Raw genomic sequence first — 25982 nt, forward strand, 5'->3', positions numbered from 1 at the left:
GCGGACAATTGGCAATCGGCTATCAGCTAGTGACCCTCTATTAACGGTATCAACCTGTCAACCTTCTTGTATTCAATTATCACATTATCGAATTATCACATTATCGAATTATCACATTATCACATCAGCAAATCAGCACATCAGCACATCAGCTAATCAGCACATTAGCTAATTGCTCTTCCTGTGATGCGCCCCCTTTAGCATAAACGACTTGCTTTGTTCAATAGCATCCATCACCTGTTGTAAGATCACTTCCGTTGGCGCTTCATAATCTATCTGCAGCGGTTCTTTAAATGTTACCGATAGCAGGGTGCCTTTCTTCTTAAACTTCAGGCCTTTTTTATTGAAAGCCCGCCAGAATCCGTTGATCACAACGGGGATCACAATTGGCCGGGTGAGTTTTATAATATGTGCTGTTCCTTTCCGCCCCGGCGCAAAGGGTGTTGTAGTGCCCTGCGGAAAAGTGATGACCCAGTTGTTATCAAGCGCCCGGGTGATTTTGCGTGTATCAGAAGGATCAAGTCCTTTTCGTACTTCAGTACCGGCCGAACGCCAGGTTCTTTTAACAGTGAGCGCGCCACCCAGTGTAAATAAGCGGCTGATCCAGCTGCCGCGCATGGTTTCTTCCGCAGCTACATAATACACGTTGGTAAAAGGATTCAGTAAGTAGTATGGGATACCCAGCTTGTTCTTCTTGCCCCATTTCACGGCACAGAAAATATGCAGAAAAGTAATGACGTCGGCAAAATAGGTTTGATGATTACTGACGAACAACACATTTTTCCTCGGCAGTTTTGCAATATGTTCAGTACCCCTGATCCGCAGTTTATTAACAATGACCAGCCCCGGCCAGGTTATTATGCCTATAATGGGGTATAATATTTTTCGAACCAGTTTAAAATGTTTTAACCGTTCACTAAACGAACTCATGCTCCATTGTTTTGACAACCAATTAGTGCCGAAATTAACCAAAAACCAGAAACTATAAACTAAATTTGCGGCCATGAAATTTTCCGCGGTAATTTTTGATATGGATGGACTGCTGATAGATTCTGAACCTTTATGGCAGCAGGCAGGCGCAGAAATGTTACAACAATACGGTGTAACCCTCACTGACGAAGAATATATCCTTACAACGGGTTTGCGTACGCCCGAGTGGGTCGATTACTGGTTCACTCATTTTACTATCGATAAACAGGAAGCTAAAGAAGCCGCCAAACGGGTTGAACAGGCTGCATTGGATAAGATCAAACAACATGGCGTTGCCATGCCGGGTGTGGAATACATCATGGAGTTTTTCAAAGCCAATAATTTCCTGATCGGACTGGCATCTTCCTCGCCTATGCGGCTCATTGAAGCAGTGGTTGAAAAACTGAATATTCAACCCTACCTGAATGCCATCACTTCTGCCGAACATCTTCCCCATGGCAAACCACATCCCCAGGTATTTTTAAATTGTGCTGAATTACTGAATGTACCGCCTACCTCCTGCATTTGTTTTGAAGATTCTTTTAATGGAATGATCGCCGCTAAAGCAGCCCGCATGAAATGTGTAGTCATCCCTGCACCGCATGTACATCACGAAGGCCGCTGGGATGCTGCTGACCGCAAGCTATCCTCATTGTTGAAATTCAATAAAACGGTGCTGGAGACTTTATAAAATACATCTTAAAGCTAATTCAAACGGGACATCCCGATGGCAACCGGAACATCCCGTTGAACGTTACTACCCAAATGAACCTGTATGTACTAAGTTATACTACATGACCGCTTGCTACCGGCATTGCGGTAACAGCCATCGCTGTACGTAATGATTTTATGCTGACAATAGGTTGATCGAATGGTGAATGCCGGCTAGGCACTACAGTGAAGTGCGTAAAAGAACAGGAAAATACAGATGAATACAAAAGAAGTGTATGGCTTCTTCATAATGGCACGAATTAATTGGTTAACTACGCTTTCTTCCGGGTTTCTTAATGAAGGAATCTCGAGATCAATACAATAGGATAGTTATAGGTTGTCCCCTGAATCTTGGTTGGTGTAACTGTATCGCAGATAGGATCAAGATTGTGTATCGGTGATTGCTGGCATAAATATATAACGCTCATTTTTTATATGCAAGCTTGTATACGACTTTTTTAATAACTAATAATCCGGGTCAAGCAACCAATAAGCAATAGACGATAGACAATTGGCAATCAACGCAAACCGGCAATCGATAATCGATAATCGGCAAGCGTCAATCGATAATCGACGATCGTCAATCGTCAATCGACAAGCGACGATCGACAATCGGCAAGCGTCAATCGGCAAGCGACAATCGGCAAGCGACAATAGACATCGAAAGTCGCTCATACTCCATGATCCGTTTTTTTTTTGCATACCTGCTTATTATAAACGTATAACTTAATAACCAAAAACCATAAACTATGAACTGCACACATCAACTGTGAATTATGGAACTAAAAAAAAAGCGCCCCGGTTAACCGGAGCGCTTATATCATTCAGGAATGCTTACTGTTTATTGTTCTTCGCGCTAGGCGTTTACTGTAAGCGCTGTCCACCCCCGGCGGAATCAGCGTTCAAGGTTATTCTTTTGTTTCTGTAGAACCGCCTTGTTGCTCTTCCTGTTTTAATTTTTCTTTGATCTCAGCCAGTGCACCCAGATCGCCTAAAGTAGCTTTCTCTACTTTACCCTGGATGTTTTTCACTGCTTTCTTGGTTTTATCAGCTTCAGCACGGGCTTCTTTCTTCTGAGCTTCTTTCTCTTCATGCTTAGATTGTTCCCAGATACGGGTATGCGATACTACGATGCGTTTTTCATTGCGATCGAATTCGATAACCATAAACTGGATGGTTTCATCAGCACCGATGCTTTTGCCATCTTCACGCATGAGGTGACGGTTAGGGGCAAATCCTTCCAGACCGTAAGGTAACTGAACGATGCCGCCTTTGTCGTCTCTGCGGATAACTGTTCCCTCGTGTAAAGAACCAACAGCGAATGTGCCCTGTAATGCATTCCAGGGATCTTCTTCGAGTTGTTTGTGTCCGAGTTGCAGTTTGCGGTTGTCTTTATCAATACCAAGGATCACTACGTCGATGTTCTCACCAACTTTAGTGTACTCAGAAGGATGGTTGAAGCGTTTCAACCAGCTCAGATCGCTGATGTGGATCATACCACCAATACCAGGAGCCAGTTCAACGAACACACCGTAAGGAGTGATGTTCTTCACCAGGCCGGTATGACGGCTGCCCTCTGGAAATTTGGTTTCGATTGTGCTCCATGGATCTTCGCTCATTTGCTTAATAGACAAGCTCATTTTGCGATTATCTTTATCGAGCGTTACGATCTTAGCTTCGTACTCATCACCCAGTTTGAAGAATTCTTTCGCATTGATCGGTGTGTTAGCCCAGGTGATTTCACTTACGTGTACCAGACCTTCAACACCTGGCATGATCTCCAGGAATGCGCCGTAATCTTCGATATTCACCACTTTACCTTTCACAACAGAACCTTCGTGAATGTTTTCTGGCAGAATATCCCATGGATGTGGTGTCAGTTGTTTCAGACCCAGGCTGATGCGTTTTTTCTCATCATCGAAGTCTAATACAACCACTTTCAGTTTCTGATCCAGCTTCAGCACTTCGCCCGGATGGCTGATACGGCCCCAGCTGATATCAGTGATATACAACAGACCGTCTAAGCCGCCCAGATCCATAAAGGCGCCAAAGTCGGTGATGTTCTTGATGGTTCCTTCCAGTACCTGACCTCTTTCGAGTTTGCTCATGATCTCTGCACGTTGTGCTTCGATATCGCTTTCGATCAGGGCTTTGTGAGAAACTACGGCGTTCTTGATAGCTTCGTTGATCTTCACTACTTTGAACTCCATGGTTTTTCCTACAAACTGATCGTAATCAGTTACAGGCTTAACGTCGATCTGTGAACCCGGTAAGAATGTTTCCATACCGAATACGTCAACGATCAAACCACCTTTGGTTTTTGAAGTAACAGTACCGGTAATAACTTCACCAGTTTTATGAACTTCAACAATTTTTTCCCAGGCGCGGGTAATGCGTGCTTGTTTGCGGCTGAGGTTCAGATGACCTTCCCGGTCTTCTTTTTCTACAACCATTACTTCCACTTCATCACCGGTTTTCAGGTTGGGCAGATCACGGAATTCGTTTAAAGAAACCAGACCATCGCTCTTAAATCCGATGTTGATTACCACATCAGTTTTAGTGAGCGCCACTACCAGACCTTTTACGAGCTCACCGTCGGTAACAGCTTTGAAAGTGCCTTCGTACACAGCATCGTACTTTGCTTTCTCGTCTTTGCTGTAAGAAGCCACATTACGTTTGTCGATACTCCAGTCGAAATCGTCGTGAGCACTATTATCCACAACTTCAGGAGCTGCAGGTGCTTTTGGTGTCGCTGTAGCTTCTTCACCCTGTGCGGCTGCAGAAGACTCCTGTGCATCAGCGTTTAATTGTTTAATAAATTGAAACATGATAAAAAACCCGATGATTTTAATTCGGGCTGCAAAGATAGGCCAAAATGCTGAATAGTAATGGCTTTACGCGTTTTTTTTCGCCTGGTAAACGATTGATTTGCACCGCATTAATCAATGCATTTTCAACCCGCTCCCAAATCATTCCGCGCACCCGCAGTTTATCGTATTGATACAGCAATCGACGGGAAAATAATAATCGGCCTTAATAGTATGATTAACATTGCAAAAACGATTAGCCGTACCAACAGTATATATTGCACGAAAATCTACTTTGGCTTGGGAAAACGTGTATAAATAAGATTGTTTTTAATTAATGAAAATTATTTTTTTGTGCAGTTATTCTGATAGGCGCTTTTTCTTTTTACATTTATCGAAAATTTTTTCAACTGACTATTTGTTATGATTACACCAGTTTTGATCACATTATTTGAGCGGGACCTGAATAAACTGACGGAAGAGATCTCCCAATACCCTGATGACAGCAGCTTGTGGGTAGTGAAAGAAGGGATCAAGAACAGTGGCGGCAATCTGTGTTTGCACCTGACAGGCAGCTTACAACATTTTATTGGCGCTGTGTTGGGCGAATCGGGCTATATACGTAATCGCGAAGCAGAATTCAACTTAAAGAATATCAGCAAACACAAACTGTTGAATGAAATAGAAAATGCTAAAGTAGCCGTTAAGGATGCATTGGAACAAACCAGTAAAAAAGAACTGGAAAAAAATTATCCCCTGCCTATTAATGGTGAAACAATAACAACAGAGTATTTATTGTTGCACATGCTGACCCATTTGAATTATCATATCGGTCAGATCAATTACCACAGAAGGTTGTTGGGATTCCCGCAAACCACTGAGTAATGAAAGTTTCAGGCAACATTCAACTGTCTTAAATACAGTTGGCAGTTGGCAATTTGCAGTGTACAACTGCCAACTGCTAACTGCTAACTTGAAAATGACTGGTAGAGGAGAATTATGAACTATGCCGTTTGAGCGATCGCTTTTGCTGCAATATATCCACTCGTCCAGGCATGCTGAAAGTTGAAACCGCCGGTAATGCCATCGACGTCCAGTATTTCTCCTGCGAAATATAAATGGGGTATGATCTTGCTTTGCATGGTATTGGCATCCACTTCCGACAACTGAATGCCACCTGCTGTTACAAACTCTTCCTTAAATGTCGTTTTTCCCTGCACTTTGAATTCCTGGGCACAACAATTTGTAATTAACCTGTTCTGTTCCTTGGCAGGCAGATCGGCCCAACGTTTATCTTCATCGATGCCTGATTGCTGCAACAAGTATTGCCATAACCGTTGTGGCAGATCAAATGGATTGCGATTGCCAATTTTTTGCGAAGCAAGCTCGAAGCGCAAAGCCTGCAAATGCTCGCGTAAAGTATTTTCATTGAAAAGCGGCAGCCAGTTGATGATAATGGCAAATTGCCAGTTACCCGTAGCCAGCTGCCTCGCCCCCCAGGCCGATAAGCGCAGCACTGCCGGACCGCTCATCCCCCAGTGTGTAACCAACAACGGCCCTTTGGCCATCAAATTAGTACCAGTTATTTTTACCGCAGCTTCCGGAACAGAAACGCCCATCAATTGCGTTATGGGATTACCGGGCATATTGAAAGTGAATAAGGAAGGAACCGGCTCTGCAATCGTATGACCTAACTGTTGCAGCCAGCTGAATTGGGCAGCTTTCGCATAACCCCCACTCGCAACACATACAAAGTCAGCAGTCAGCTGCCGGCCCTCAGAGAGCTCCAAAATAAATTGCCTGTCATTACTTGTTCCACTACCATCGTCGTTCTTACTTCCAACTTCATTCTTCTCATTATGAGTTTGCAATTGCAGGCTCTTTACCTCGCTCATCTTCCTTATTGCTATCCCAAACTTATTCGCTTCCCGCATCAAACAATCGATGATCGATTGCGAAGAATTTGATTGCGGAAACATGCGGCCATCATCCTCCGTTTTCAATGGCACTCCGCGTTCGGTAAACCACTGAATCGTATCGGTAGTAAAAAACTGGTGAAATGCTTTTTTCAGAAAATTAGCGCCGCGTGGATAATGGCGGATCATATCAGCAATGGAAAAACAGGCATGCGTTACATTGCAACGGCCACCCCCGGATATTCTTACCTTGGAAAGTAATTTGCCGGTCTTTTCGAGAATAATAACTTCCAGCGAAGGATGCAGGCGGGCAGCATTCACGGCACAAAAAAATCCGGCTGCCCCGCCTCCTATTACAACTAATCTTTTTTTTCCACTCACTTATATTACTTAAAAAACTTCACTCGAAACCTTTAAATTCGGATTGGCTGCCTCAGCAGCTTCAATGATACTGTAATCACTTAATATGTCAGCTTTCCCTTTACGCACACACACATCATGTTCAAAATGTACAGAGGGTTTATGATCCACCGTGCGCACCGTCCAGCCATCGTCTTCGGTATATACCTCTTTTTTGCCCATATTGATCATGGGTTCAATGGCCAGCACCAGTCCTTCTTTCAGTACCGGCCCCGTACCCCGGCGGCCATAGTTAGGCACCTGCGGATCTTCATGTAACATTTTTCCCAGCCCATGCCCTACCAGTTCCCGCACGACCCCATAGCCATGTTTTTTCTCCGTATGCTCCTGGATGGCAAAAGCGATATCGCCAATACGGTTGCCGGCGATGGCCTTTTCAATGCCTTTGTATAAAGATTCTTTTGTAATGCGTATCAGTTTCATGACATCTGCGCCCGGATCGCCTATTGCGAATGTATACGCATGATCGCCATGAAAACCGTTCTTATAAACACCGATATCTACAGAAATGATATCCCCTTCCTTTAATTCTTCCTTGCCCGGAAAACCATGTACTACCACATCGTTCACAGAGATACAGGAGTTGTAAGGATAACCTTTGTAGTTCAGGAAGGTGGGGGACGCCTGATGATCGCGGATGAACTCACCGATCACCTTGTCGAGCGAAAGGGTAGTGATGCCCGGTTTTAAAAGACCGGCAATATGGGCCAGCGTTTTACTTACCAGCAAAGCGCTTTCCCGCATCAGGGCAATTTCTGCTTCAGTTTTATAATAAATCATCTCAATGAGTAGATATTAAAACAAAACCTGACAACTAACTACAGCTGTCAGGTTCGGTTTGCTGAAAAATATTTTTTACATAGAAGATGCCGGGGTCACCTGCTGGCGTCCCTGAATTCTTCCACTCTTCATTAAGCCATCATATTGACGCATCAGCAACTGGGTTTCTATCTGTTGAAGCGTATCCAGAATTACACCTACCATGATCAGCAGGGAGGTACCTCCAAAGAAAGAAGAGAATGATTGCTGAATGCCCATTCTTTGTGCAAAGCCTGGCAAAATACCAACCAGCGCAAGCAATACCGCACCGGGGAATGTGATCTTATCCATTACAGCACCGATGTAATCGGCTGTAGGCTGACCGGGCTTTACGCCGGGGATAAATCCGTTATTACGTTTCAGGTCGTCTGCAATTTGCTTGGGGTTAAAGATCAGGGCAGTGTACAGGAAGGTAAAACCGATTACCATAACTGCATAGATGATCATATACCAGTAGTTGCTGTGATTACCAAACACGGCTGCAAGGCCTTTTGTTGAGTCGAAATTGCTTAACAAAGTGGGTAAGAACATGATCGCCTGGGCAAAGATGATAGGCATTACACCGGCGCTGTTCACCTTTAAAGGTAAGAACTGACGGGCGCCGCCAAACTGGCGATTGCCTACGATCTGTTTGGCGTATTGTACAGGCACTTTGCGAACACCCTGGATCAGGATGATAAGGCCCATGATGATGGCAACCAGGATAGCAATTTCAATTACGAAGATCAGCAATCCGCCACCGCCTCTGTTGGAGCGGGCTGCCCACTCCTGCCACAGGGATTGGGGCAAACGGGCCAGGATACCAACCATGATGATCACAGAGCTTCCATTACCCAAACCTTTGTCGGTGATCTTTTCACCAATCCACATTACGAACAGGGTGCCTGCAGTAAGGATGACGGTGGTAGACAACCAGAAGAAGGGTTTGTACGATTCAACCATGGCCTGGCCGTTGGTAGTATTCAGGAATGCTACATAGGCGCTGGCCTGTAATATCGTAACCAGTACGGTTAAGTAACGGGTGTATTGATTGATCTTTTTACGACCGCTGTCGCCTTCCTTTTGTAATTTCTGGAATGGCGGATACAGGATGGTCATTAACTGAATAAAGATAGAGGCAGAAATGTACGGCATGATACCAAGGGCCAGGATAGAAGCCTGCGAAAAGGCTCCACCGGCAAAGGCATCGATCAGTCCAAGAATGCCGCCAGAGGATGCACCTGTTGTGATTTTATCGGGGTCTATACCGGGCAATACAATGTGAGTGCCTAAACGGTAAACGGCTATCAGGGTAATGGTAACCAGAATTTTACTCCTCAGCTCCTCAATACTCCAGATATTTTTGAGTGTTTGTATAAACTTTTTCACGGATTTACCAAGATTTTAGATTTCTCTCTAACAAAAAAAAGACGCATGGTTTATGCGTCTATGCAAGTTAGGAAAAATTACTTTACCAATTCTACTGAACCGCCGGCAGCTTCAACAGCCTGCTTCGCTTTTTCACTGATAGCATTCACCTTGAAAGCTACTTTAGCTTTCAGCTCGCCGTTACCTAATATTTTTATTTTATCTGTTTGACCAACCAGGCCCCACTCTCTCAGGGTTTCATGGTTAAACTCAGACAGTTCATATTTTTCTACCAGATGATCGATCTGACCGAGATTAAATACTTTATACTCAACACGGAATGGATTCTTGAAACCACGTTTCGGCAAACGACGCTGAATGGGCATCTGTCCACCTTCGTGGGCATTCTTACGTTGATAACCTGCACGGCTCTGGCCCCCTTTGTTACCTTTTGTAGAAGTGCCACCTTTACCGGAAGCTTCACCACGACCTAAACGTTTTTCTCTGTGCGTTGCGCCTTTCGCAGGCTTCAATTCATGTAATTTCATCTTACTTGATTTTTACTTACGGGGAATCGCCCCTCGCTTTAATTAATTTGATAATGTGCTAATTTGCTAATGTGCTAATAAAAGAACGCGAAATTAATGAATTACCAATTTAAACCGGCAATCAGCTATTATTCAATGCGGTTTTCCATTAGCACATCAGCACATTAGCTAATTAGCTAATTCTTCTACTTTTACCAGGTGGGTTACTTTGCGAACCATACCCAGGATCTGCGGAGTTGCTTCTACCTCTTTGGTAGCGTTCGTTTTATTCAAGCCCAGGGCCTGCAGCGTCAGTTTCTGGCGCTCAGGACGATCAATAGGACTTTTTACTAAAGTGATTTTAATCTTTTTCATTGCCTTCAATCTCCACCAAACGGAGGAGAAATTTAAAGTTTGAAATTATTTGAAATAACGGGTTCCTCTAACTCCTCCGCCAGCCGGCGGATCAGTGGGTGTTTATCCGTTAAATACTTTCTTCAGGTTGAGTTTGCGCTGACGGGCAACAGTAACCGGTTCGCGTAGTAAAGCCAGGGCCTTAAAGGTAGCTTTTACCACGTTATGCGGGTTAGCAGAACCCAGTGATTTTGCCAGAACGTCGGTGATACCGGCGCTTTCCAGCACTGCACGCATGCTACCTCCGGCGATCACACCGGTACCATGAGCAGCAGGCTTAACCAGTACTTTGGCAGCACCTTCTTTAGCCCATTGGTCGTGGGGGATGGTTCCGTGCATGATAGGCACTTTAATCAGGTTCTTTTTGGCGTCTTCGATACCTTTGGTAATTGCTTCCTGAACTTCTTTAGCTTTTCCCAGACCATGACCTACCACACCATTTCCGTTACCTACTACTACCAGGGCAGAAAAACTGAAAGCGCGACCACCTTTGGTTGTTTTAACAACGCGGTTAATAGCCACCACTTTCTCTTTCAGCTCAATATCGCCGGCTTTAACCCTGTTTAAATTAACTTTTGCCATTATTTCTATTTGAAATTATTCGGAATTGTAAATGTGAATTGTCTTAAAATTCAAGGCCTCCTTCACGAGCACCTTCGGCAACACTTTGTACACGGCCATGATACAGGTTACCACCGCGGTCGAAAACGATCCTGGTGATACCCAGCTCTTTTGCTTTGCGGGCAATTGCCTGACCTACCAGTTTGCTTTTTTCAACTTTGGTTCCTTTTTGAGCGCTGATATCCTTATCGCGGCTAGAAGCGGCAGCCAATGTAAAGCCTTTGTCATCATCGATCAGCTGTACATAAATATCGCTGTTGCTGCGAAATACAGCCAGCCTTGGCTTTTCAGCGGTACCAGCTACCTTTTTACGAATGCGGTAGCGGATCTTCTGCCTTTGTTCTAATTTGGTATTCATTGCTTTTATTTTTTGCCCTCCGATACTGCCGGAAAGCGAATGTTAATGTGATAATGTGCTAATCTGCTAATGTGCTAATGTTTTCTTCAATTAGCACATTAGCACATTAGCTAATTAGCTAATTTATTTACCGGCTGCTTTACCAGCTTTACGACGGATATGCTCACCAATGTATTTAACACCTTTTCCTTTGTAAGGCTCAGGTTTACGTAAGCTGCGTAATTTGGCGGCCACCTGTCCCAGTAATTGTTTGTCGATACCTTCCAGGGTGATCTTGGGGTTCTCCCCTTTTTCCTGAGCGGTAGCTACTTTCAATTCTTTGGGAACTTCAAATAAAATATTGTGAGAATAACCCAGTGACAGATCCAGCAGGTTACCCTGGTTGCTTGCTTTATAACCTACCCCAACCAACTCCAGTTTCTTTGTAAAACCTTCAGTAACACCTTTCACCATGTTAGCTACCAGCGCGCGGTACAAACCATGCAATGCACGGTGACGGATCTGGTCGGTAGGACGGGTGAATACTACTTCACCGTTCTCTACGGTTACTTTAATATCCCGGTCAATGGCCTGTTTCAATTCGCCTTTAGGGCCTTTAACAGTGATCACATTGTCACCGCTCACGGTGATGTTCACTCCATTTGTAACAGGTACCGGTTTCTTACCTATACGAGACATAACTAATTCAGTTTTTAGTTTGTTGTTTATTGTTTCCGGCTGGCCCGACCGGTCAGCTCCTATAGGTTAAGAGCTTAATGTATCAGGCAACCCCTTAGCACATCAGCACATTGGCTAATTAGCTAATTATTAATAGATATAGCAAAGAACTTCGCCGCCAACATTCTGGCTTTTGGCCTGCTTGTCGGTCATAACACCTTGTGATGTGCTCACAATGGCAACGCCCAAACCATTTTTCACTCTTTTGAATTCAGCAGGGCTGGCGTACTGACGTAAACCAGGACGGCTGATCCTTTCCAGAGATTTGATAGCAGGCTCTTTACTTTGAGGATCATATTTCAGGGCTATTTTAATAACACCCTGTTTGTTATCATCCTCAAATTTGTATTTCAGAATGTATCCCTGATCGTATAAAATCTCAGTAATACGTTTTTTCAGATTAGAAGCCGGGATCTCTACAATCCGGTGTCCCGCCATCTGCGCATTACGAATTCTCGTCAGGAAGTCTGCTATGGGATCAGTAACCATGTTTATTTTAAATTAAAACAGTTTTATAATTTTATTCAAGAGTAGTACCTGCTTACAGGCTTGCTCTCGTGTCTTGTGAGGCTTTCCGATACGTATCGGGCCTGCCCTTACCAGGAAGCTTTTCTTACGCCTGGAATTTTACCCGCTAATGCCATATCACGGAACGTAACACGGCTCATGCCGAAGTAACGGATATATCCTTTCGGACGACCTGTTAACTGGCAGCGGTTTTTCAGACGAACTTTCGAAGAGTTCTTCGGCATTTCATCTAAAGCTTTCCAATCGCCGGCAGCTTTCAGTGTAGCACGTTTTTCGGCATACTGAGCTACCATACGTTCTCTTTTTCTTTGTCTGGCTTTAACTGACTCTTTAGCCATAATTATTTAAAATTTTGAGATTTTTAGATTTACAGATCCCGGGATTACCAATTCCAACCGTTTACTGCTGCTCCTGATTCCCGCCTCTCCTACACTTTATATTTATATCTTAATCCTTTTTTGCTCCTTTGAACGGCATGCCCAGCTCTTTCAACAGTTCATAAGCCTCTTCATTGGTTTGGGCAGTAGTTACAAAAGTGATATCCATACCTGTGATCTTGTTCACCTTGTCGATGTCGATCTCAGGGAAGATGATCTGCTCGGTAACACCCAGGGTATAGTTACCACGGCCGTCGAATGCTTTATCGTTGATCCCTTTGAAGTCACGTACACGAGGTAATGAAGTAGCGATCAGCCTGTCGAGGAACTCGTACATTTTGGTGCCGCGCAAAGTAACGCGGGCGCCGATCGGCATATTCTTACGCAACTTAAAGTTCGAGATGTCTTTTTTAGACATGGTAGGCGTTGCCTTCTGACCAGAGATCATTGTCAGCTCATCAATAGCCACATCCACGAGCTTCTTGTCAGAAACGGCTCCGTTCACACCGCGGTTGATACAGATCTTTTCCAAACGGGGACACTGCATCACCGTGCTATAGCTGAAACGTTTCATTAAAGCAGGTACAACTTCTTTTTTGTACTTGTCTGCCAGCCTTGGAGTGTATTTTGTTGTAGACATTTTTATTTAGCTTAGCGCGTTATGTTTAATGCTTGCGCAAACAGCATAACGCAATTGATAATCGATAGTTATTTTATAGCTTCACCAGATTTTTTAGAAACACGCACCAGCTTTCCTTCTTCACGGGTACGTTTTACTTTTACCCCGGCACCAGCTTTGGCATCCCACAGCATCACATTGGAGATGTGGATGGCAGCTTCTTTCTTTACAATACCGCCGCGGGTATTACGTGCAGAAGGCTTGGTATGGCGGGTAACAATGTTCACGCCTTCCACCAGCACACGCGACTTCTCCGGAAATACTTCCAGTACCTTGCGGGGTTTCTTAGCGTCTTTGTCGTCACCGGCAATAACTACTACGGTGTCGCCTTTTTTAATATTAAACTTTGGTTTGAATCTGTTGCTCATTTTATTTAAGCTTTTAGCTAAAAGCTGCAAGCTGCAGGCTTAAAGCCGTTTTCAATTATATTTCATGCAAGCGTGAAGCGCGGTGCTTACAGCTTGCAGCTTGTTTTTTATAAAACTTCCGGAGCCAAAGAAATAATCTTCATGTATCCTTTATCACGCAACTCCCTGGCTACGGGTCCGAAAATACGGGTACCGCGTGGCTCATCTGACTGATTCAACAGCACTACGGCATTGTCATCAAACCGGATATAAGATCCGTCCTTGCGGCGTAATTTATTCTTTGTGCGAACAATTACCGCTTTGGTAACAGTGCCTTTTTTAATACCACCGGCCGGAATAGCATCCTTTACGGTCACTACAATTTTATCGCCTATTTTGGCGTAATCCTGGCCGCTGTTTCCCAGTACACGGATACACAGTACTTCCTTGGCGCCACTGTTATCAGCTACATTTAATCTGGACTCTTGCTGAATCATTTTATTAGCTTTTTAGCTCTCAGCCTTTGGCTCCCTTCCGGGAACCAATAGCGAATGATTAATAATTTATTTGAAATCGTCGTTGGTGAACAGGCTTGCATTCCTGCCCCAACAGCTATATTACTTCGCCTTTTCAACTACTTCAACCAGTCTCCAGCGTTTCGTTTTACTCAGGGGACGGGTTTCCATAATGCGAACAGTATCGCCTATGGTGCACTCATTTTTCTCATCATGAGCGTGGAATTTGGTAGTCTTCTTTACGAACTTACCGTAGATGGGGTGCTTTACTTTTCTTTCTACCGAAACAGTGATGGTCTTTTCCATTCTGTTGCTGGTAACAACCCCAATTCTTGTTTTACGCAAATTTCTATCAGACATTATAAAAAATTTGATAAGTTGATAATTAGCAAATGTGATAATTAAAACCAACTAGCATATTAGCACATTGGCTAATTAGCACATTATTTTGCCAATTCCTTTTTTCTTAATTCTGTTTTTAAACGAGCCACATCCCTGCGCAGGTCGCGAATGCTCATCGGATTTTCCAGCGGAGAAATTGCATGCGCAAACTCCAGCTTTTTCAGCCGCAGCTCATCTTCCTGGATCCGGGCTTTCAGATCAGCCTCACTCATATCATTCAGGCTCTTTACAAAATCGATTCTCTTTGCCATATTAATAATTTGAAGATTTGATAAATAGCTCATTAGCACATCAGCTAATTAGCACATTATGCTTATGCGCTATAGTCGCGTCTTACAATGAACTTGGTTTTAATGGGCAGTTTTTGAGCCGCCAGTTCCATGGCTTCTTTTGCTACTGCTTCTGATACCCCATCGCACTCGAACAAAATGCGACCTGGCTCAACTACTGCAGCCCAGAATTCAGGGTTACCTTTACCTTTACCCATCCTCACTTCAAGTGGCTTGCGGGTAATGGGTTTATCAGGAAATATACGGATCCAAACATTACCTTCACGCTTCATGGCGCGGGTCATAGCCTGACGAGCAGCTTCGATCTGACGGTTTGTTAACCAGATAGCTTCCTGAGCTTTCAAACCGAAAGAACCAAAAGAGATGGTAGTACCACGTTTGGCTACCTCGCGGATGCGGCCCTTTTGCGCTTTGCGGTGTTTCGTTCTTTTAGGCTGTAACATTTATAAAACAATTTGATAATTAGAAAAATTGATACTTAACCAGGGGGCATTAATGCTGACCACCTCCGCCGCCTCTGCGATCGCCGCGGTCTCCACCGCCTCTTCTGTCGCCACCGCCTCTTCTTTCGCCGCGATGACCACCATGGCCACCATGACCACCTTCACCTTCTCTTCTGTCTCTTCTGTCGTTCACATCGCTCTTACCGCCAACGAGGTTCGGGTTCAGATCTCTTTTACCCAGTACTTCACCTTTACAGATCCATACTTTGATCCCGATCTTACCGTAAACAGTCAACGCAAATACGTTTGCGTAGTCGATATCCATACGCAGGGTATGCAATGGAGTACGACCTTGTTTGATCTCTTCGGTACGGGCAATTTCAGCACCACCCAAACGACCGCTGATCTTTATTTTGATACCTTCAGCACCCATGCGCAGTGCAGAAGCGATTGCCATTTTAATGGCGCGTTTGTAGTTGATACGGTTTTCGATCTGACGGGCGATGGTATCGCCTACGATCATCGCATCCAACTCGGGACGACGAATTTCGAGGATGTTGATCTGCACATCTTCTTTACCTGTCAGTTTCTTCAGCTCTTCTTTGATGCGATCAACTTCGTTCCCACCTTTACCTATGATAATACCAGGCTTGGAAGTGTGAATGGTAACAATCAGTTTATTCAGCGTACGCTCAATAACTATTTTAGAGATACCACCTTTATTGATACGGGCGTTCAGATAAGTTCTGATCTTGTTATCCTCGATCAACTTGGTAGAAAAATCTTTTTTGTTACCATACCAGTTAGATTCCCAACCGCGGATAATCCCTAACCTGGCACCAATAGGATTCGTTTTCTGACCCATTTATTTTAATTTGAAAATTTGCTAATTATTTAACATCAACGATTATGGTTACGTGGTTACTGCGCTTGCGAAGGCGATAAGCACGGCCTTGCGGGGCGGGTAACATTCTTTTCAAAGTACGTGCGCCGTCAACAAAGATCGTTTTCACAATTAAGCCGGCATCAGCAGCGCTTTGTCCTTCGTTCTTTTGCTCCCAGTTACTAATGGCGCTCTTTAATAATTTATAAAGCGGTGTGGCAGAATGCTGAGGATGAAATTCCAGCAACGCTAATGCCTTTTCCACTTCAACACCACGTATTTCATCAGCCAGCAAACGCATTCTGCGGGGTGATGTGGGATAATTTCTAAGTTTTGCTACAGCTTCCATTTTTATTATTTCTGATTTCTGATCCCGGGTCCTTCAACCTGGAATATTGAAATTTTATTAACCAACTTTTTTACTTGAGTGTCCTTTGAACTGGCGCGTAGGAGCAAACTCACCCAGCTTATGACCAACCATAAATTCGGTTACATATACTGGTATGAACTTGTTGCCATTGTGCACAGCGAACGTATGACCTACAAAATCCGGAGTGATGGTAGAACGACGGCTCCAGGTTTTGATCACACCTTTCTTTACTTTGCCATCGTTAATGCCAAGTACTTTATTCTCCAGTTTGGCGGCTACATAAGGACCTTTTTTTATTGAACGAGCCATAATTTTAATTTGATAATGTGATAATTTGACAATGTGATAATGAAATCATCAGCACATTACTTCGCCAGCTTTTTGCCGTTCTTACGTTGAATGATCAGCTTATCGCTTCCTTTACCTGATTTACGTGTTTTCAGACCTTTGGCGTATTTACCCGTTCTGGAACGTGGGTGACCACCAGAAGCCTTACCTTCACCACCACCCATTGGGTGATCTACAGGGTTCATCGCAACACCACGGTTACGGGGGCGGATACCTCTCCAACGGTTACGACCCGCTTTACCCATCATTTCAAGGTTGTGGTCGCCATTGCTTACTACACCTACTGTAGCATAGCAGTTGATGAGGATCTTTCTCAATTCACCGGAAGGCATTTTCAATACAGCGTATTTCTCTTCCTTGTTGGTGAGCTGGGCAGAAGTACCTGCACTGCGCACCAGTTTACCACCCTGGCCAGGTTGCATTTCGATGTTATGCACGTTAGTACCCAGTGGCATGTTCTTCATTTGAAGCGCATTTCCCACTTCAGGCGCTACGCTGTCGCCGCTCAGGATGGTAGCACCAACCTGTAAGCCCTGGGGCGCCAGGATATATCTTTTCTCACCGTCTACATAGTTGATCAATGCGATAAATGCAGTACGGTTTGGATCATACTCAATAGAAGCTACGGTACCAGGAATATCTTTCTTGTTGCGTTTGAAGTCGATGATACGGAACATCTTCTTGTGTCCGCCACCAATATAACGCATAGATCTTCTACCCTGGGCATTACGGCCGCCGGTTGCTTTTACTTTCTCCAGCAGGCTTCTTTCTGGTGTATCGGTAGTGATTTCAGCATACGCATTTCCAATTCTCCAACGCGTACCTGCTGTTACCGGTTTGTATTTTTTAAGTGCCATGTTTTCTTCTTATACTGTTATAAAATCTTGGTCAATACTTTGCGGCGATTGACTCGCCATTCTTACTCCGCGGGCGGATTAAATGTTAGCGTACAGATCGATGCTCTCCCCTTCTGCTACCTTCACATACGCTTTTTTGTATGCCGGTTTTACACCGGAAATAAAGCCGGATTTAGTGAACCGGTTCTTTGCTTTACCGGGCACTACCACCGTATTTACTTCTGTAACCGTTACACCGTAAAAGCTTTCAATGGCTTTTTTAATTTCCAGTTTGTTGGCTTTGCGGTTTACCCGAAAAGCAAAAGTTCTTTTTGCATCAGAAAGCTTGTTGCTTTTTTCGGTAACGATCGGTTTTATTAATACTTCTGTGAGTTTCATAATACTTTGTTTGAAAATTGGTGAATTCAATCAGCCCATCAGCTAATTAGCACACATTATGCCTCTACTCCTTCTTCACTGAAGAACTTGGCAGCACTTTCAGTCAGCAACAATACATCGGCATTCACAATATCATATGTATTGATATCAGCGAACTGAATGCTGAGTGCATTTGGAATGTTACGAACACTCAACTGCAGGTTCTCATTATACTCAGGTAAAATAACCAGTGCTTTTTTATTGTCGATCTTCAGGCTGCTCATGATCTCAACAAATTGTTTTGTTTTGGGAGCATCCAGGTTGATATCTTCAACAACTACAATGGCATTCTCTTTTGCTTTATAAGACAACGCACTGATCTTGGCGAGGTCTTTTACTTTACGGTTCAGCTTGAAATCGTAATCGCGGGGTTTGGGACCGAAGATGGTACCACCACCTTTGAACAGCGGGTTACGGATATTACCTTTACGGGAACCACCAGTACCCTTCTGACGGTGCAGTTTTTTGCTGGAACCTTTAACTTCCAAACGGGTTTTCACTTTGTGCGTACCCTGACGTTGTGCAGCCAGATATTGCTTTACAGCCAGGTAAACAACGTGATTGTTCGGCTCCGTAGCGAAAATATCATCGGCTAAATCTACAGAACGACCGGTTTTAGCACCCTTTATACTTAAAACATCTACTTGCATCGTACTTTATATTTAAGATTACCTTCCCACAGAGCGGGAAATAAATCTGCAATAACAAAATTATTTTTGAATGTAAACTATCGCGCCATTGTGACCGGGAACAGATCCGTTCACCAGGATGTAATTCTTGTCAGGGAATACTTTCAGGATCTTCAGGCTTTTAACTTTCACGCGATCGTTACCCATACGGCCGGCCATGCGCATACCTTTGAATACGCGTGAGGCGTCTGATGAGTTACCAATTGAACCCGGAGCGCGCTGACGGTCGTGCTGACCGTGGCTTTGCTCGCCCACACCACTAAATCCGTGACGTTTAACAACACCCTGAAAACCTTTACCTTTTGTAGTGCCAACAACGTCAACTTTTTCACCTTCAGTGAAAATGTCAACGGTAATAGCATCACCTAAATTCTTGTCAGTAAAATAATTGCGGAATTCCTTAACAAATTTCTTGGCGGCTGTATTGGCCTTTGCGAAGTGATTTTTTTCTGCAGCGTTTGTGTGCTTGTCGTTCTTATCACCGTAAGCTAACTGAACGGCGTTATAGCCATCTGTTTCGGTAGTTTTTACCTGGGTCACAATACAGGGACCTGCTTCAATGATGGTGCAGGCTGTTTGCTTGCCATCCTGACTGAAGATGCTGGTCATCCCGATCTTTTTACCAATGATTCCTTTCATCGTTGTTCGGTTTGTGCCCTCGTGGTTGAAGAGACATTTGCGTAATGATTGCAGAACAGGGTGTTCTGTTGGACGCTTATCCGCCGGGCGGCGGACAGGCACAACCATGCACAACTTCAATCTCCGTTTGCTGCCGACCTTTTCCGTTGTTCACCCTAATTGTAAGGGTTGCTTTAGAAGTACCGGCAGTAAACTAACCTCGAAGGGCTAGTTCATATTTTAAAATTTTTATAATCTCTTTTGAGCGTGAATCAGTTACAACTTTCTTCAATCTCCCCTTTTCACGGCTTTGTACACCCAGCGCTGTTTTATCTGCCCGTTTAAGGACCAGAGTTTACAGATGGGATGGAAAGAACTTTATGAAAAAACCCTGTCAGGATTTTTAAAACCCTGACAGGGTTCATTACTTGCTATCAAGCTTTGATCTCAACCTCAACACCACTGGGTAAGTCAAGCTTACTCAGAGCATCTACTGTACGGCTGCTAGATGTATAAATATCTAATAACCGCTTGTGCGTGCACAACTGGAACTGCTCACGGCTCTTTTTATTCACGTGGGGTGAACGCAATACGGTAAATATCTTTTTACGTGTAGGTAAAGGAATTGGACCTGTTACCACAGCGCCAGTGCTGCGAACGGTTTTTACGATCTTTTCAGCAGATTTATCTACCAGATTGTGATCGTAAGACTGTAATTTTATTCTGATTCGCTGAGACATATTGCAAAACCCAATTTTTCCAATGGGGATGCAAAGGTAGGGGTTGATAATTACTGTGCAAAAGATTTCTCATAAAATTTTACGTCAGGGGCGAAAAAAATACCAAAAATGGGCGTTTTTGCGGCTTTTACGGTCCTTTTACCCCCTTTTTAAGCCACGCTTTCCCGGCGCTAACTGCAAATTTGCTGCCGCTCTGGCGCTAAGCATACTTTCCGGTCTCTTCCCCTCCCCGCCCTTTTCTCTCGATTCAATTGACCGTATTATTGGCCGCCTGGGCTGCTGCACCTACCAGCACTCCCAATGCCACCGCACCGACGGCCACGCCGGCTCCCGGGTTCGTCTTACTGCTATAGAACTGGTTGCCCCGGCGCTCACCGTTCAACATCATGGTGGCCGGCCCGGTGCCCGTATTCATGATTTCCGACACATAAAAAGAATGTTCTATAGACTGCGGTTTGGCGCCAGGCTCTCCTACCATGATCGTTAAAAAGCTCCTGAACCGTAACGGTGAACTTGTTTCGGTAAATGTGGCCCTTTTAACCGTCACACTCATCCCTTCTACAGGAACGTATTTAAAACGGTGAAAGGCAGTATCCGGCAGTGAGTCGATGGTTTTGGTATTGATCACAAGCGGGCTCTTGGTCAGGAATGTTTTGGGCGGCATAAAATCAACGGATGGCGGCAGCGTGGCATTGGCATGAATATGGCCGCCATTCACTTCATAACCGCTCCTGTTGCCTAAATTATAAGAACCGCCGTGATAACTTCCGCTTATTTTCATTTCATTCGGCGCATACGAGACGGTCTTGTTATTTACGATCATGGCCGACCGCAGCCAGTCGACATATACAGGCACCGCCAACTTATTCTCTATAGTAATATTCACCGGTGCATGGGCGCCATGGAAATTATATACGAGCCGGAAACTGTCGTTCTCATATATAAACTCATTTTTGTCGTTTTTGCCCATTTCATTACTGCTGAGCGTAGCGTACTGATAGGTGAAACAGGAAGCTAAAAAAGGCAAGAAAGCAAGCAGGGGTAAAGATTTAAGCATAATCAGTTTTTTCTAAAATTACCCTAATTAATTGCTGCCATTTGTTAAGGATCATTGAAATGACAAATTTTTAATTGTTGTATCCGTTTCTTCTTTCATATGAAAAAATAAGATCAGCGGTTAGGGATCAATTCTATAAACGGCACCAATTGGTCACTGAATAATTTGCGATCGGCAGCATCCAGAAATGGCGGCGCGTGATCACCTACCAGCAGGATATGCGCTTTCGGTGAACCGGGTCTGCTTAATTTATCGGCCAGGTCCTTAAATAATAAGTAGTGCTGATATGCTATCTGCAATATATTTTCCGTTATTCCCTGCTGTTTCCATTTTTCGGCAAATCTCTGGTATTCCTTATCATGTATTTCAACCAGCGGCAAATGCGTATTCAAGGTAACCCAGTAATAAAACTCCTTTCTTTCACGCTGCTTGTTCATCATATTAAGCAACCACGTATTTATAGCGGTATCGCATACCCCGCGAAAAGCCTCACTACCACACATGGGCATTGACATGCCGGCAAAGTTTTCCGAGAAATACATTTCCTGTACGCCCAATATTGGCCATAATACCTGACGGCGATAAAAACGCCCGGTATTACCATGAATCCCTATAACATGGTATCCCTGCTGTTGTTTCTTTATCAGCAGCGAATTCTCTTTCACCCATGAATCTTTCACCTGGTAATAGTGAAAAACATAACCGGTCAACTCCCTGAATTCCCCTGCCTGCGTTAAATACTTATAGGCAGTAGAACCCGTTTTAATTGCATATTGGCTGTCCCTGGCAAGATCGAATAAAGGTTGCTGCACTTCCTGCTGCAAGTCGTTATCCGTTAAAAGCCCCCAGGATTCAACCAGTATCAGGGCTTCCTTTTTTGCCGGTTCACCAGTCGGTATCTCAAATACCTTCTTTGCGGCGGAGCCCAATACTTCAATATTTCGTTTTGCCGTACTCTTTACAATGGCATGCTGTACAGCCTTCATGAATGGCCAGGCAGGCGCAGATGCAATGCTTTTCTTTGACGAGGAGAACGGCGCGGCCCATGACTTAAAAGGTCCCTCGCTATTGAAAGTGAAACAGACCAATATCAATGGCCACAGAAAGCGTATATGCATTACCCGATATTGTTTATCGTACCGCATTAATAGTGTAAGCAACCCAAAAATGACAGCCAGAAACAGGACCACCAGCGCTGCCCATTTCAGCAGATCAAACAATGGCATGGCCGGCATTTTGGTGAGGGCATGCGCTATTTCGATAAAATCCAAAAAGAACAGCGATGTTGTAGAAAAGAACATATCATAAACAGCGAACAGCATCCAGACCGCTATAAATAACCTGCGGTTGATATAAGGATACAAACAGGCGATAAGCAGATATTCTATCACAAATAGGCCACGGGTCAGACTAAACTTCAGCTCCAGCACCCAAAATAGCAAATTAGGTAGTATAAGTATAACCAATGCGCTACATAACCATCGCCAGATCTTTTGCTTTTGCAAATCCATATTTGAGGGTAATTAAAAAAGCCAGCTGTACAGCAAATAAACACCGACCGTGCACAGTGCCCCGATGATGTCATCCAGCACAATACCTACGCCCTGCTGAATCTGCTCAACTGGTTTAAAGAAAGGTTTGAAAATATCAAACAATCGCCATACAATAAAAAAAATGATATTATAAACGAGCTTATGAGGAATAAAGCATAGTACCATCAATGAACCTATTACTTCATCAAGCGTAAAACACGAAGGGTCATGGCCTATGTATTTTTCAAACCGGTATCCGAGGTAAAACGACAAAGGCAATAATGCCAGTAATAAACCAATCAATACCCCATCGGGCCGTATAAACCAGGCTGCCAGAAAAACAAGTGCGCTGGTAACTGTTCCCGGGCCTTTTATTTTGTACCCTACATAGAAAAAAGAACCGGCTACTTTTTCCCAAGGTTCCAATGCCATCGATGTATCAGGGGTTTTATTAAACCAATGTATGATAATAATATTATAAAAACTTCTAAAAAGGTATGCAACCAGAAGCTCATGCTACCTGAAAGCCTCATCATAAACAATTGCTCAAGGAACAGCACGATTCCATAAACATAGGATCCCGCCGTTTTTAATTTGCTGCTAAACAAGGTAGGCACCTGTGCATGCTTGTCTGCCGCAAAAGAAACAATGCGTAAGATGGTTTGTGCTATTTCCCGGGCAAAATAAAAGATCGTAAACCACGCGCTAATGTTACCTGAGTAACAGAACCAGGCAAAAGCCGCAAGCAGTACGACTTTGTCGGCAAGCGGGTCTAACAGCTGCCCCCAAGCGGTGTGGGCATTAGTTTTTCTAGCCAGCCATCCATCAACCCAATCAGTCATGGCTATGAGTATAAAACAAACCATACGCCCGCCGGTTATTTTCCGGTCATAGAATATCCCTACAAACAGAAAGGCACCCGCTACCATCCGTATAATGGTGACTAAATTTGGCAACCATACCGGCAACCTGTAAATGGAAGTATTTGACATGATAATCGCTCAAAGATAACTATTTCCCACCCGGCGCACAATGGGCCTTGAGGTACGTAGTATATAAAGTGCTCAGGTGTTCAAAGGTTCCCGGTCCTTCTGATATGCTGTGGGTACGGTTGGGATAACTCATGAACTGGAATTGTTTATTATGTTTGATCAGTTCGTTCAATAATAACTCGGCATTCTGGTAGTGCACGTTATCGTCGCCACTGCCATGGATATACAGGAGGTTGCCCTGCAAATTTTTGGCATGGGTGACCGGCGAGCCCTGGATATAATCCTGCGCATTTTCCTGCGGCAGGCCCATATAACGCTCCTGGTAAATATTGTCATAGGTAAAAATACTGCCTACTGCGGCCACTGATATTCCCGTCTTGTAGATCTCCGGGTACTGGAACATCAGGTTAAGGGTAGCTGATCCGCCTCCGCTCCATCCCCATACGGCAATCCGGGAAGTATCTACAAAGGGCCATTTACAAACCTCCCTGGCAGCCATGGCCTGGTCGCGGATGTTCACTTTGCCAATATTGCGGTAGATCACTTTACGCCATTGCCGCCCTTTCGGTACCGGGGTGCCGCGGTTATCGATCGAGATATAGATATAGCCATCGGCAGCCATATCACCCCTGTACAGGAAATTGTCTGTTATGCCGAACTGATCTTTTACATTCTGTCCCCAGGGTTCAGTATATACATAAAAAACGACGGGATACTTTTTACTGCTGTCAAAGTTTTGGGGCTTCACCATCCAGCCATCCATTTCAACTCCGTCTGCTGATCTTATTGTAAAGAATTCAATGCCTGAATTCTTGTTCGCCCTGGTAATGGCTTCATTGATCTTGTTTCCACCATTTAATCCTTTATGATCAGGCAGCGAAACCCACTCATCGGTGTAGGGGGTAAAATAGTTCGAGAATACATGGCGGGCATAGGCAGCGGTTGGCGAAAGCGAATATTCATGCGTGCCTTCCTGCCCGGCCGGCGATACGCGCTCGGCCGTTCCTTTACCATTCAGTTTGGTGCGGTACAAATATTTTTGCGTGGCGTTGGTGGGCGAAGCCATAAAATACACGTAACCGTTCTTCTCATCAATACCCGAGATCTCCATTACATCGTAATTGCCATTGGTAATGCGTTGTTCCTTTTTCCCATCGCGGCTAATGCGGTATAAATGCCGCCAGCCATCTTTTTCAGATGGCCAGATGAATTCTTTGCCCCCATTGATCCAGTCCCAGCCTCCCATGGTATAATCATTATCCCAGGTTGGCAGGATGTCGATCCAGGCAGAATCTTTCTCTGTATAAATAACCTGCGAAGCGCCGGTTTGGGCATTGCACAGCCTGAGGTCGCTCTGGTTCTGGTGGCGATTCATATGCTGCACGATCAGTTCATTGCTGTTGGCAGCCCATTCCATACGAGGTGCATAAGATTGCAAAGCAGGGTCGGTAGGAATATCCATCCACTTCGTTTTGGCCGTCGCTATCTCCACCACGCCGATCTTAAAAGGAGAAGGTGGTTCCCCGGCAATAGGATATTCAACGGGAACGGCGAAAGGATATATTGAATCGGTATTATTCACCATCAGGTAATCCCTGGTTTTACGCGCATCTATCTGCCAGTAAGAAAGGTGCCTGCTGTCGGGGCTCCAGCGGAAACCATCCCGGCAAAAGAATTCCTCTTCATATACCCAGTCGAAAGTGCCATTTATCAATTTACGGTTGCCATCCTGAGTAAGCTGTGTCTGCTGTCCGCTGGCCAGGTCTTCCACATACAGATTATATTCGCTTACATAAGCCACCTTAGTGCCGTCGGGCGAAAATTTGGCAAACATCAAGGAGGAAGCCGGCCGGTTTTTGCCCAGCTGTTTCAATGCACCGGTATTTGTATCAAATACCCAGTAATCGCCGCGGGTGTTGAGGCGCCAAACCTTTTTAGTATTGGTGAACAGCAGCACCTTTTTCTCATCGGCCGTAAAACTGAAACTTTGAAGCTTTAACGGGCTTGTTTTTTCTTCCGGTGTCAGCTGCTGTTTTGAAAGTACCGTTGTTTTTGTTTGCTGAGGCAAAGTATATAAAGCCAACTCGCCTTCCTCAAAACGATAATAAGCATTACCGCTTTTCGTCCATTTTATAGCGCCCTGCGCCAACAAAACAACAGGTACAAATACAGTAAGTATTGTAATGATCCATTTCCTGGCTGGTATACGTTTACATGACATGCTGATACAATTTGGGGCAGGAAATTAAGACATAAGCCGCAAACAATCGCT

Annotated in this window: 33 protein-coding genes; 2 read left to right on the forward strand and 31 right to left on the reverse strand. The window is 44.4% G+C overall.

Features of this window, described 5'->3' with window-relative positions; translation table 11 throughout:
- Positions 1-168: 168 nt before the first annotated feature.
- A complete protein-coding gene (locus JT717_RS21475) occupies positions 169-930 on the reverse strand; it encodes a lysophospholipid acyltransferase family protein (protein WP_205513100.1) in 762 nt (253 codons plus the stop codon).
- A 73-nt stretch (positions 931-1003) separates the two neighbouring features.
- Here JT717_RS21475 and hxpB point away from each other — a divergent pair, with 73 nt between their 5' ends.
- Complete coding sequence (gene hxpB, locus JT717_RS21480; RefSeq protein ID WP_205513101.1) at positions 1004-1660, forward strand: hexitol phosphatase HxpB; 657 nt, start codon at positions 1004-1006, stop codon at positions 1658-1660.
- Between the two features lie 928 nt (positions 1661-2588).
- Here hxpB and rpsA read toward each other — a convergent pair.
- Positions 2589-4508: a 30S ribosomal protein S1 gene (gene rpsA, locus JT717_RS21485; RefSeq protein ID WP_205513102.1), complete on the reverse strand. Its 1920-nt coding sequence runs from the start codon at positions 4506-4508 to the stop codon at positions 2589-2591.
- A 402-nt stretch (positions 4509-4910) separates the two neighbouring features.
- Between rpsA and JT717_RS21490 the strand changes: the two genes are divergently transcribed.
- Positions 4911-5372, forward strand: coding sequence for a DinB family protein (locus tag JT717_RS21490; protein ID WP_205513103.1), 462 nt, complete (start codon positions 4911-4913; stop codon positions 5370-5372).
- A 119-nt stretch (positions 5373-5491) separates the two neighbouring features.
- Here the strand turns inward: JT717_RS21490 and JT717_RS21495 are convergent, their stop codons facing one another.
- From JT717_RS21495 to JT717_RS21635, 29 genes are all read right to left on the reverse strand, one after another.
- Positions 5492-6784 carry a BaiN/RdsA family NAD(P)/FAD-dependent oxidoreductase gene (locus JT717_RS21495; protein ID WP_205513104.1) on the reverse strand — a complete coding sequence of 431 codons (1293 nt, stop codon included), beginning with the start codon at positions 6782-6784 and terminating at the stop codon, positions 5492-5494.
- 9 nt (positions 6785-6793) lie between these two features.
- Positions 6794-7603 carry a type I methionyl aminopeptidase gene (gene map / locus JT717_RS21500; RefSeq protein WP_205513105.1) on the reverse strand — a complete coding sequence of 270 codons (810 nt, stop codon included), beginning with the start codon at positions 7601-7603 and terminating at the stop codon, positions 6794-6796.
- Between the two features lie 75 nt (positions 7604-7678).
- A complete protein-coding gene (gene secY / locus JT717_RS21505) occupies positions 7679-9010 on the reverse strand; it encodes a preprotein translocase subunit SecY (RefSeq protein ID WP_205513106.1) in 1332 nt (443 codons plus the stop codon).
- 77 nt (positions 9011-9087) lie between these two features.
- The gene (gene rplO / locus JT717_RS21510; RefSeq protein WP_205513107.1) at positions 9088-9537 is read right to left on the reverse strand and encodes a 50S ribosomal protein L15; all 450 of its coding nucleotides are present in this window, start codon (positions 9535-9537) and stop codon (positions 9088-9090) included.
- A 168-nt stretch (positions 9538-9705) separates the two neighbouring features.
- Complete coding sequence (gene rpmD, locus JT717_RS21515; protein ID WP_205513108.1) at positions 9706-9891, reverse strand: 50S ribosomal protein L30; 186 nt, start codon at positions 9889-9891, stop codon at positions 9706-9708.
- A 102-nt stretch (positions 9892-9993) separates the two neighbouring features.
- Positions 9994-10512, reverse strand: coding sequence for a 30S ribosomal protein S5 (gene rpsE, locus JT717_RS21520; protein ID WP_136576585.1), 519 nt, complete (start codon positions 10510-10512; stop codon positions 9994-9996).
- Between the two features lie 43 nt (positions 10513-10555).
- A complete protein-coding gene (rplR, locus tag JT717_RS21525) occupies positions 10556-10909 on the reverse strand; it encodes a 50S ribosomal protein L18 (protein ID WP_240348338.1) in 354 nt (117 codons plus the stop codon).
- 123 nt (positions 10910-11032) lie between these two features.
- Positions 11033-11587, reverse strand: coding sequence for a 50S ribosomal protein L6 (gene rplF, locus JT717_RS21530; RefSeq protein ID WP_205513109.1), 555 nt, complete (start codon positions 11585-11587; stop codon positions 11033-11035).
- 129 nt (positions 11588-11716) lie between these two features.
- Positions 11717-12115, reverse strand: a complete 399-nt coding sequence (gene rpsH, locus JT717_RS21535; RefSeq protein WP_205513110.1) for a 30S ribosomal protein S8 — start codon at positions 12113-12115, stop codon at positions 11717-11719.
- Positions 12116-12222: 107 nt separating this feature from the next.
- Positions 12223-12492, reverse strand: a complete 270-nt coding sequence (rpsN, locus tag JT717_RS21540) for a 30S ribosomal protein S14 (RefSeq protein WP_205513111.1) — start codon at positions 12490-12492, stop codon at positions 12223-12225.
- A gap of 109 nt (positions 12493-12601) precedes the next feature.
- Entirely contained in the window at positions 12602-13171 is a 570-nt protein-coding gene (gene rplE / locus JT717_RS21545; protein WP_205513112.1) for a 50S ribosomal protein L5, read from the reverse strand.
- Between the two features lie 68 nt (positions 13172-13239).
- Positions 13240-13578 carry a 50S ribosomal protein L24 gene (rplX, locus tag JT717_RS21550; RefSeq protein ID WP_136576580.1) on the reverse strand — a complete coding sequence of 113 codons (339 nt, stop codon included), beginning with the start codon at positions 13576-13578 and terminating at the stop codon, positions 13240-13242.
- 107 nt (positions 13579-13685) lie between these two features.
- Positions 13686-14054: a 50S ribosomal protein L14 gene (rplN, locus tag JT717_RS21555; RefSeq protein ID WP_014220841.1), complete on the reverse strand. Its 369-nt coding sequence runs from the start codon at positions 14052-14054 to the stop codon at positions 13686-13688.
- A gap of 120 nt (positions 14055-14174) precedes the next feature.
- A complete protein-coding gene (gene rpsQ / locus JT717_RS21560; RefSeq protein ID WP_081146062.1) occupies positions 14175-14432 on the reverse strand; it encodes a 30S ribosomal protein S17 in 258 nt (85 codons plus the stop codon).
- An 83-nt stretch (positions 14433-14515) separates the two neighbouring features.
- Positions 14516-14725, reverse strand: coding sequence for a 50S ribosomal protein L29 (rpmC, locus tag JT717_RS21565; protein WP_205513113.1), 210 nt, complete (start codon positions 14723-14725; stop codon positions 14516-14518).
- Between the two features lie 62 nt (positions 14726-14787).
- Positions 14788-15207 (reverse strand): 50S ribosomal protein L16, encoded by a 420-nt coding sequence (gene rplP / locus JT717_RS21570; RefSeq protein WP_205513114.1) that lies wholly within the window; start codon positions 15205-15207, stop codon positions 14788-14790.
- A gap of 49 nt (positions 15208-15256) precedes the next feature.
- Positions 15257-16072 carry a 30S ribosomal protein S3 gene (gene rpsC / locus JT717_RS21575; RefSeq protein ID WP_205513115.1) on the reverse strand — a complete coding sequence of 272 codons (816 nt, stop codon included), beginning with the start codon at positions 16070-16072 and terminating at the stop codon, positions 15257-15259.
- Positions 16073-16097: 25 nt separating this feature from the next.
- On the reverse strand, positions 16098-16439 hold the full coding sequence (gene rplV, locus JT717_RS21580) for a 50S ribosomal protein L22 (protein ID WP_081146066.1): 342 nt from the start codon (positions 16437-16439) through the stop codon (positions 16098-16100).
- A gap of 57 nt (positions 16440-16496) precedes the next feature.
- A complete protein-coding gene (rpsS, locus tag JT717_RS21585; RefSeq protein WP_205513116.1) occupies positions 16497-16769 on the reverse strand; it encodes a 30S ribosomal protein S19 in 273 nt (90 codons plus the stop codon).
- A 56-nt stretch (positions 16770-16825) separates the two neighbouring features.
- Positions 16826-17665, reverse strand: a complete 840-nt coding sequence (gene rplB, locus JT717_RS21590) for a 50S ribosomal protein L2 (protein WP_205513117.1) — start codon at positions 17663-17665, stop codon at positions 16826-16828.
- Between the two features lie 78 nt (positions 17666-17743).
- Positions 17744-18043, reverse strand: coding sequence for a 50S ribosomal protein L23 (gene rplW / locus JT717_RS21595; protein ID WP_205513118.1), 300 nt, complete (start codon positions 18041-18043; stop codon positions 17744-17746).
- A gap of 56 nt (positions 18044-18099) precedes the next feature.
- Positions 18100-18732, reverse strand: a complete 633-nt coding sequence (gene rplD, locus JT717_RS21600) for a 50S ribosomal protein L4 (RefSeq protein ID WP_205513119.1) — start codon at positions 18730-18732, stop codon at positions 18100-18102.
- A gap of 60 nt (positions 18733-18792) precedes the next feature.
- Positions 18793-19410 carry a 50S ribosomal protein L3 gene (gene rplC, locus JT717_RS21605; RefSeq protein ID WP_205513120.1) on the reverse strand — a complete coding sequence of 206 codons (618 nt, stop codon included), beginning with the start codon at positions 19408-19410 and terminating at the stop codon, positions 18793-18795.
- Between the two features lie 413 nt (positions 19411-19823).
- On the reverse strand, positions 19824-20129 hold the full coding sequence (gene rpsJ / locus JT717_RS21610; RefSeq protein WP_014220852.1) for a 30S ribosomal protein S10: 306 nt from the start codon (positions 20127-20129) through the stop codon (positions 19824-19826).
- Between the two features lie 247 nt (positions 20130-20376).
- Positions 20377-21186, reverse strand: coding sequence for a hypothetical protein (locus tag JT717_RS21615; protein ID WP_205513121.1), 810 nt, complete (start codon positions 21184-21186; stop codon positions 20377-20379).
- Positions 21187-21299: 113 nt separating this feature from the next.
- Positions 21300-22697: a sulfatase-like hydrolase/transferase gene (locus JT717_RS21620; protein ID WP_205513122.1), complete on the reverse strand. Its 1398-nt coding sequence runs from the start codon at positions 22695-22697 to the stop codon at positions 21300-21302.
- Positions 22698-22709: 12 nt separating this feature from the next.
- A complete protein-coding gene (locus JT717_RS21625) occupies positions 22710-23150 on the reverse strand; it encodes a phosphatidylglycerophosphatase A family protein (protein WP_205513123.1) in 441 nt (146 codons plus the stop codon).
- Entirely contained in the window at positions 23123-23710 is a 588-nt protein-coding gene (locus JT717_RS21630) for a CDP-alcohol phosphatidyltransferase family protein (protein WP_205513124.1), read from the reverse strand. The genes JT717_RS21625 and JT717_RS21630 overlap by 28 nt, the downstream gene beginning before the upstream one ends.
- Positions 23711-23729: 19 nt before the next feature.
- The gene (locus tag JT717_RS21635) at positions 23730-25931 is read right to left on the reverse strand and encodes a S9 family peptidase (protein WP_240348340.1); all 2202 of its coding nucleotides are present in this window, start codon (positions 25929-25931) and stop codon (positions 23730-23732) included.
- Between the last annotated feature and the right edge of the window lie 51 nt (positions 25932-25982).

The sequence above is a fragment of the Longitalea arenae genome (genome assembly GCF_016924755.1).
In the GTDB taxonomy this organism is placed as follows: domain Bacteria; phylum Bacteroidota; class Bacteroidia; order Chitinophagales; family Chitinophagaceae; genus Niastella; species Niastella arenae.

What these genes read in the sequence shown, in the direction of transcription:
- rplP (WP_205513114.1), bottom strand. Translation starts at nt 15,207, where the DNA reads ATGTTACAGCCTAAAAGAACGAAACACCGCAAAGCGCAAAAGGGCCGC.
- rplO (WP_205513107.1), bottom strand. Translation starts at nt 9,537, where the DNA reads ATGAAATTACATGAATTGAAGCCTGCGAAAGGCGCAACGCACAGAGAA.
- rpmD (WP_205513108.1), bottom strand. Translation starts at nt 9,891, where the DNA reads ATGAAAAAGATTAAAATCACTTTAGTAAAAAGTCCTATTGATCGTCCT.
- rplV (WP_081146066.1), bottom strand. Translation starts at nt 16,439, where the DNA reads ATGGAAGCTGTAGCAAAACTTAGAAATTATCCCACATCACCCCGCAGA.
- rplN (WP_014220841.1), bottom strand. Translation starts at nt 14,054, where the DNA reads ATGATTCAGCAAGAGTCCAGATTAAATGTAGCTGATAACAGTGGCGCC.
- rplB (WP_205513117.1), bottom strand. Translation starts at nt 17,665, where the DNA reads ATGGCACTTAAAAAATACAAACCGGTAACAGCAGGTACGCGTTGGAGA.
- rpsA (WP_205513102.1), bottom strand. Translation starts at nt 4,508, where the DNA reads ATGTTTCAATTTATTAAACAATTAAACGCTGATGCACAGGAGTCTTCT.
- hxpB (WP_205513101.1), top strand. Translation starts at nt 1,004, where the DNA reads ATGAAATTTTCCGCGGTAATTTTTGATATGGATGGACTGCTGATAGAT.
- rplR (WP_240348338.1), bottom strand. Translation starts at nt 10,909, where the DNA reads ATGAATACCAAATTAGAACAAAGGCAGAAGATCCGCTACCGCATTCGT.
- rpsJ (WP_014220852.1), bottom strand. Translation starts at nt 20,129, where the DNA reads ATGTCTCAGCGAATCAGAATAAAATTACAGTCTTACGATCACAATCTG.
- rplC (WP_205513120.1), bottom strand. Translation starts at nt 19,410, where the DNA reads ATGAAAGGAATCATTGGTAAAAAGATCGGGATGACCAGCATCTTCAGT.
- rpsS (WP_205513116.1), bottom strand. Translation starts at nt 16,769, where the DNA reads ATGGCTCGTTCAATAAAAAAAGGTCCTTATGTAGCCGCCAAACTGGAG.
- rpsH (WP_205513110.1), bottom strand. Translation starts at nt 12,115, where the DNA reads ATGGTTACTGATCCCATAGCAGACTTCCTGACGAGAATTCGTAATGCG.
- JT717_RS21475 (WP_205513100.1), bottom strand. Translation starts at nt 930, where the DNA reads ATGAGTTCGTTTAGTGAACGGTTAAAACATTTTAAACTGGTTCGAAAA.
- rplW (WP_205513118.1), bottom strand. Translation starts at nt 18,043, where the DNA reads ATGAAACTCACAGAAGTATTAATAAAACCGATCGTTACCGAAAAAAGC.
- rpsN (WP_205513111.1), bottom strand. Translation starts at nt 12,492, where the DNA reads ATGGCTAAAGAGTCAGTTAAAGCCAGACAAAGAAAAAGAGAACGTATG.
- JT717_RS21625 (WP_205513123.1), bottom strand. Translation starts at nt 23,150, where the DNA reads ATGGCATTGGAACCTTGGGAAAAAGTAGCCGGTTCTTTTTTCTATGTA.
- JT717_RS21630 (WP_205513124.1), bottom strand. Translation starts at nt 23,710, where the DNA reads ATGTCAAATACTTCCATTTACAGGTTGCCGGTATGGTTGCCAAATTTA.
- JT717_RS21635 (WP_240348340.1), bottom strand. Translation starts at nt 25,931, where the DNA reads ATGTCATGTAAACGTATACCAGCCAGGAAATGGATCATTACAATACTT.
- rpsC (WP_205513115.1), bottom strand. Translation starts at nt 16,072, where the DNA reads ATGGGTCAGAAAACGAATCCTATTGGTGCCAGGTTAGGGATTATCCGC.
- rpsE (WP_136576585.1), bottom strand. Translation starts at nt 10,512, where the DNA reads ATGGCAAAAGTTAATTTAAACAGGGTTAAAGCCGGCGATATTGAGCTG.
- rplF (WP_205513109.1), bottom strand. Translation starts at nt 11,587, where the DNA reads ATGTCTCGTATAGGTAAGAAACCGGTACCTGTTACAAATGGAGTGAAC.
- rplE (WP_205513112.1), bottom strand. Translation starts at nt 13,171, where the DNA reads ATGTCTACAACAAAATACACTCCAAGGCTGGCAGACAAGTACAAAAAA.
- rplD (WP_205513119.1), bottom strand. Translation starts at nt 18,732, where the DNA reads ATGCAAGTAGATGTTTTAAGTATAAAGGGTGCTAAAACCGGTCGTTCT.
- JT717_RS21490 (WP_205513103.1), top strand. Translation starts at nt 4,911, where the DNA reads ATGATTACACCAGTTTTGATCACATTATTTGAGCGGGACCTGAATAAA.
- JT717_RS21615 (WP_205513121.1), bottom strand. Translation starts at nt 21,186, where the DNA reads ATGCTTAAATCTTTACCCCTGCTTGCTTTCTTGCCTTTTTTAGCTTCC.
- rpsQ (WP_081146062.1), bottom strand. Translation starts at nt 14,432, where the DNA reads ATGTCTGATAGAAATTTGCGTAAAACAAGAATTGGGGTTGTTACCAGC.
- rpmC (WP_205513113.1), bottom strand. Translation starts at nt 14,725, where the DNA reads ATGGCAAAGAGAATCGATTTTGTAAAGAGCCTGAATGATATGAGTGAG.
- map (WP_205513105.1), bottom strand. Translation starts at nt 7,603, where the DNA reads ATGATTTATTATAAAACTGAAGCAGAAATTGCCCTGATGCGGGAAAGC.
- rplX (WP_136576580.1), bottom strand. Translation starts at nt 13,578, where the DNA reads ATGAGCAACAGATTCAAACCAAAGTTTAATATTAAAAAAGGCGACACC.
- JT717_RS21620 (WP_205513122.1), bottom strand. Translation starts at nt 22,697, where the DNA reads ATGGATTTGCAAAAGCAAAAGATCTGGCGATGGTTATGTAGCGCATTG.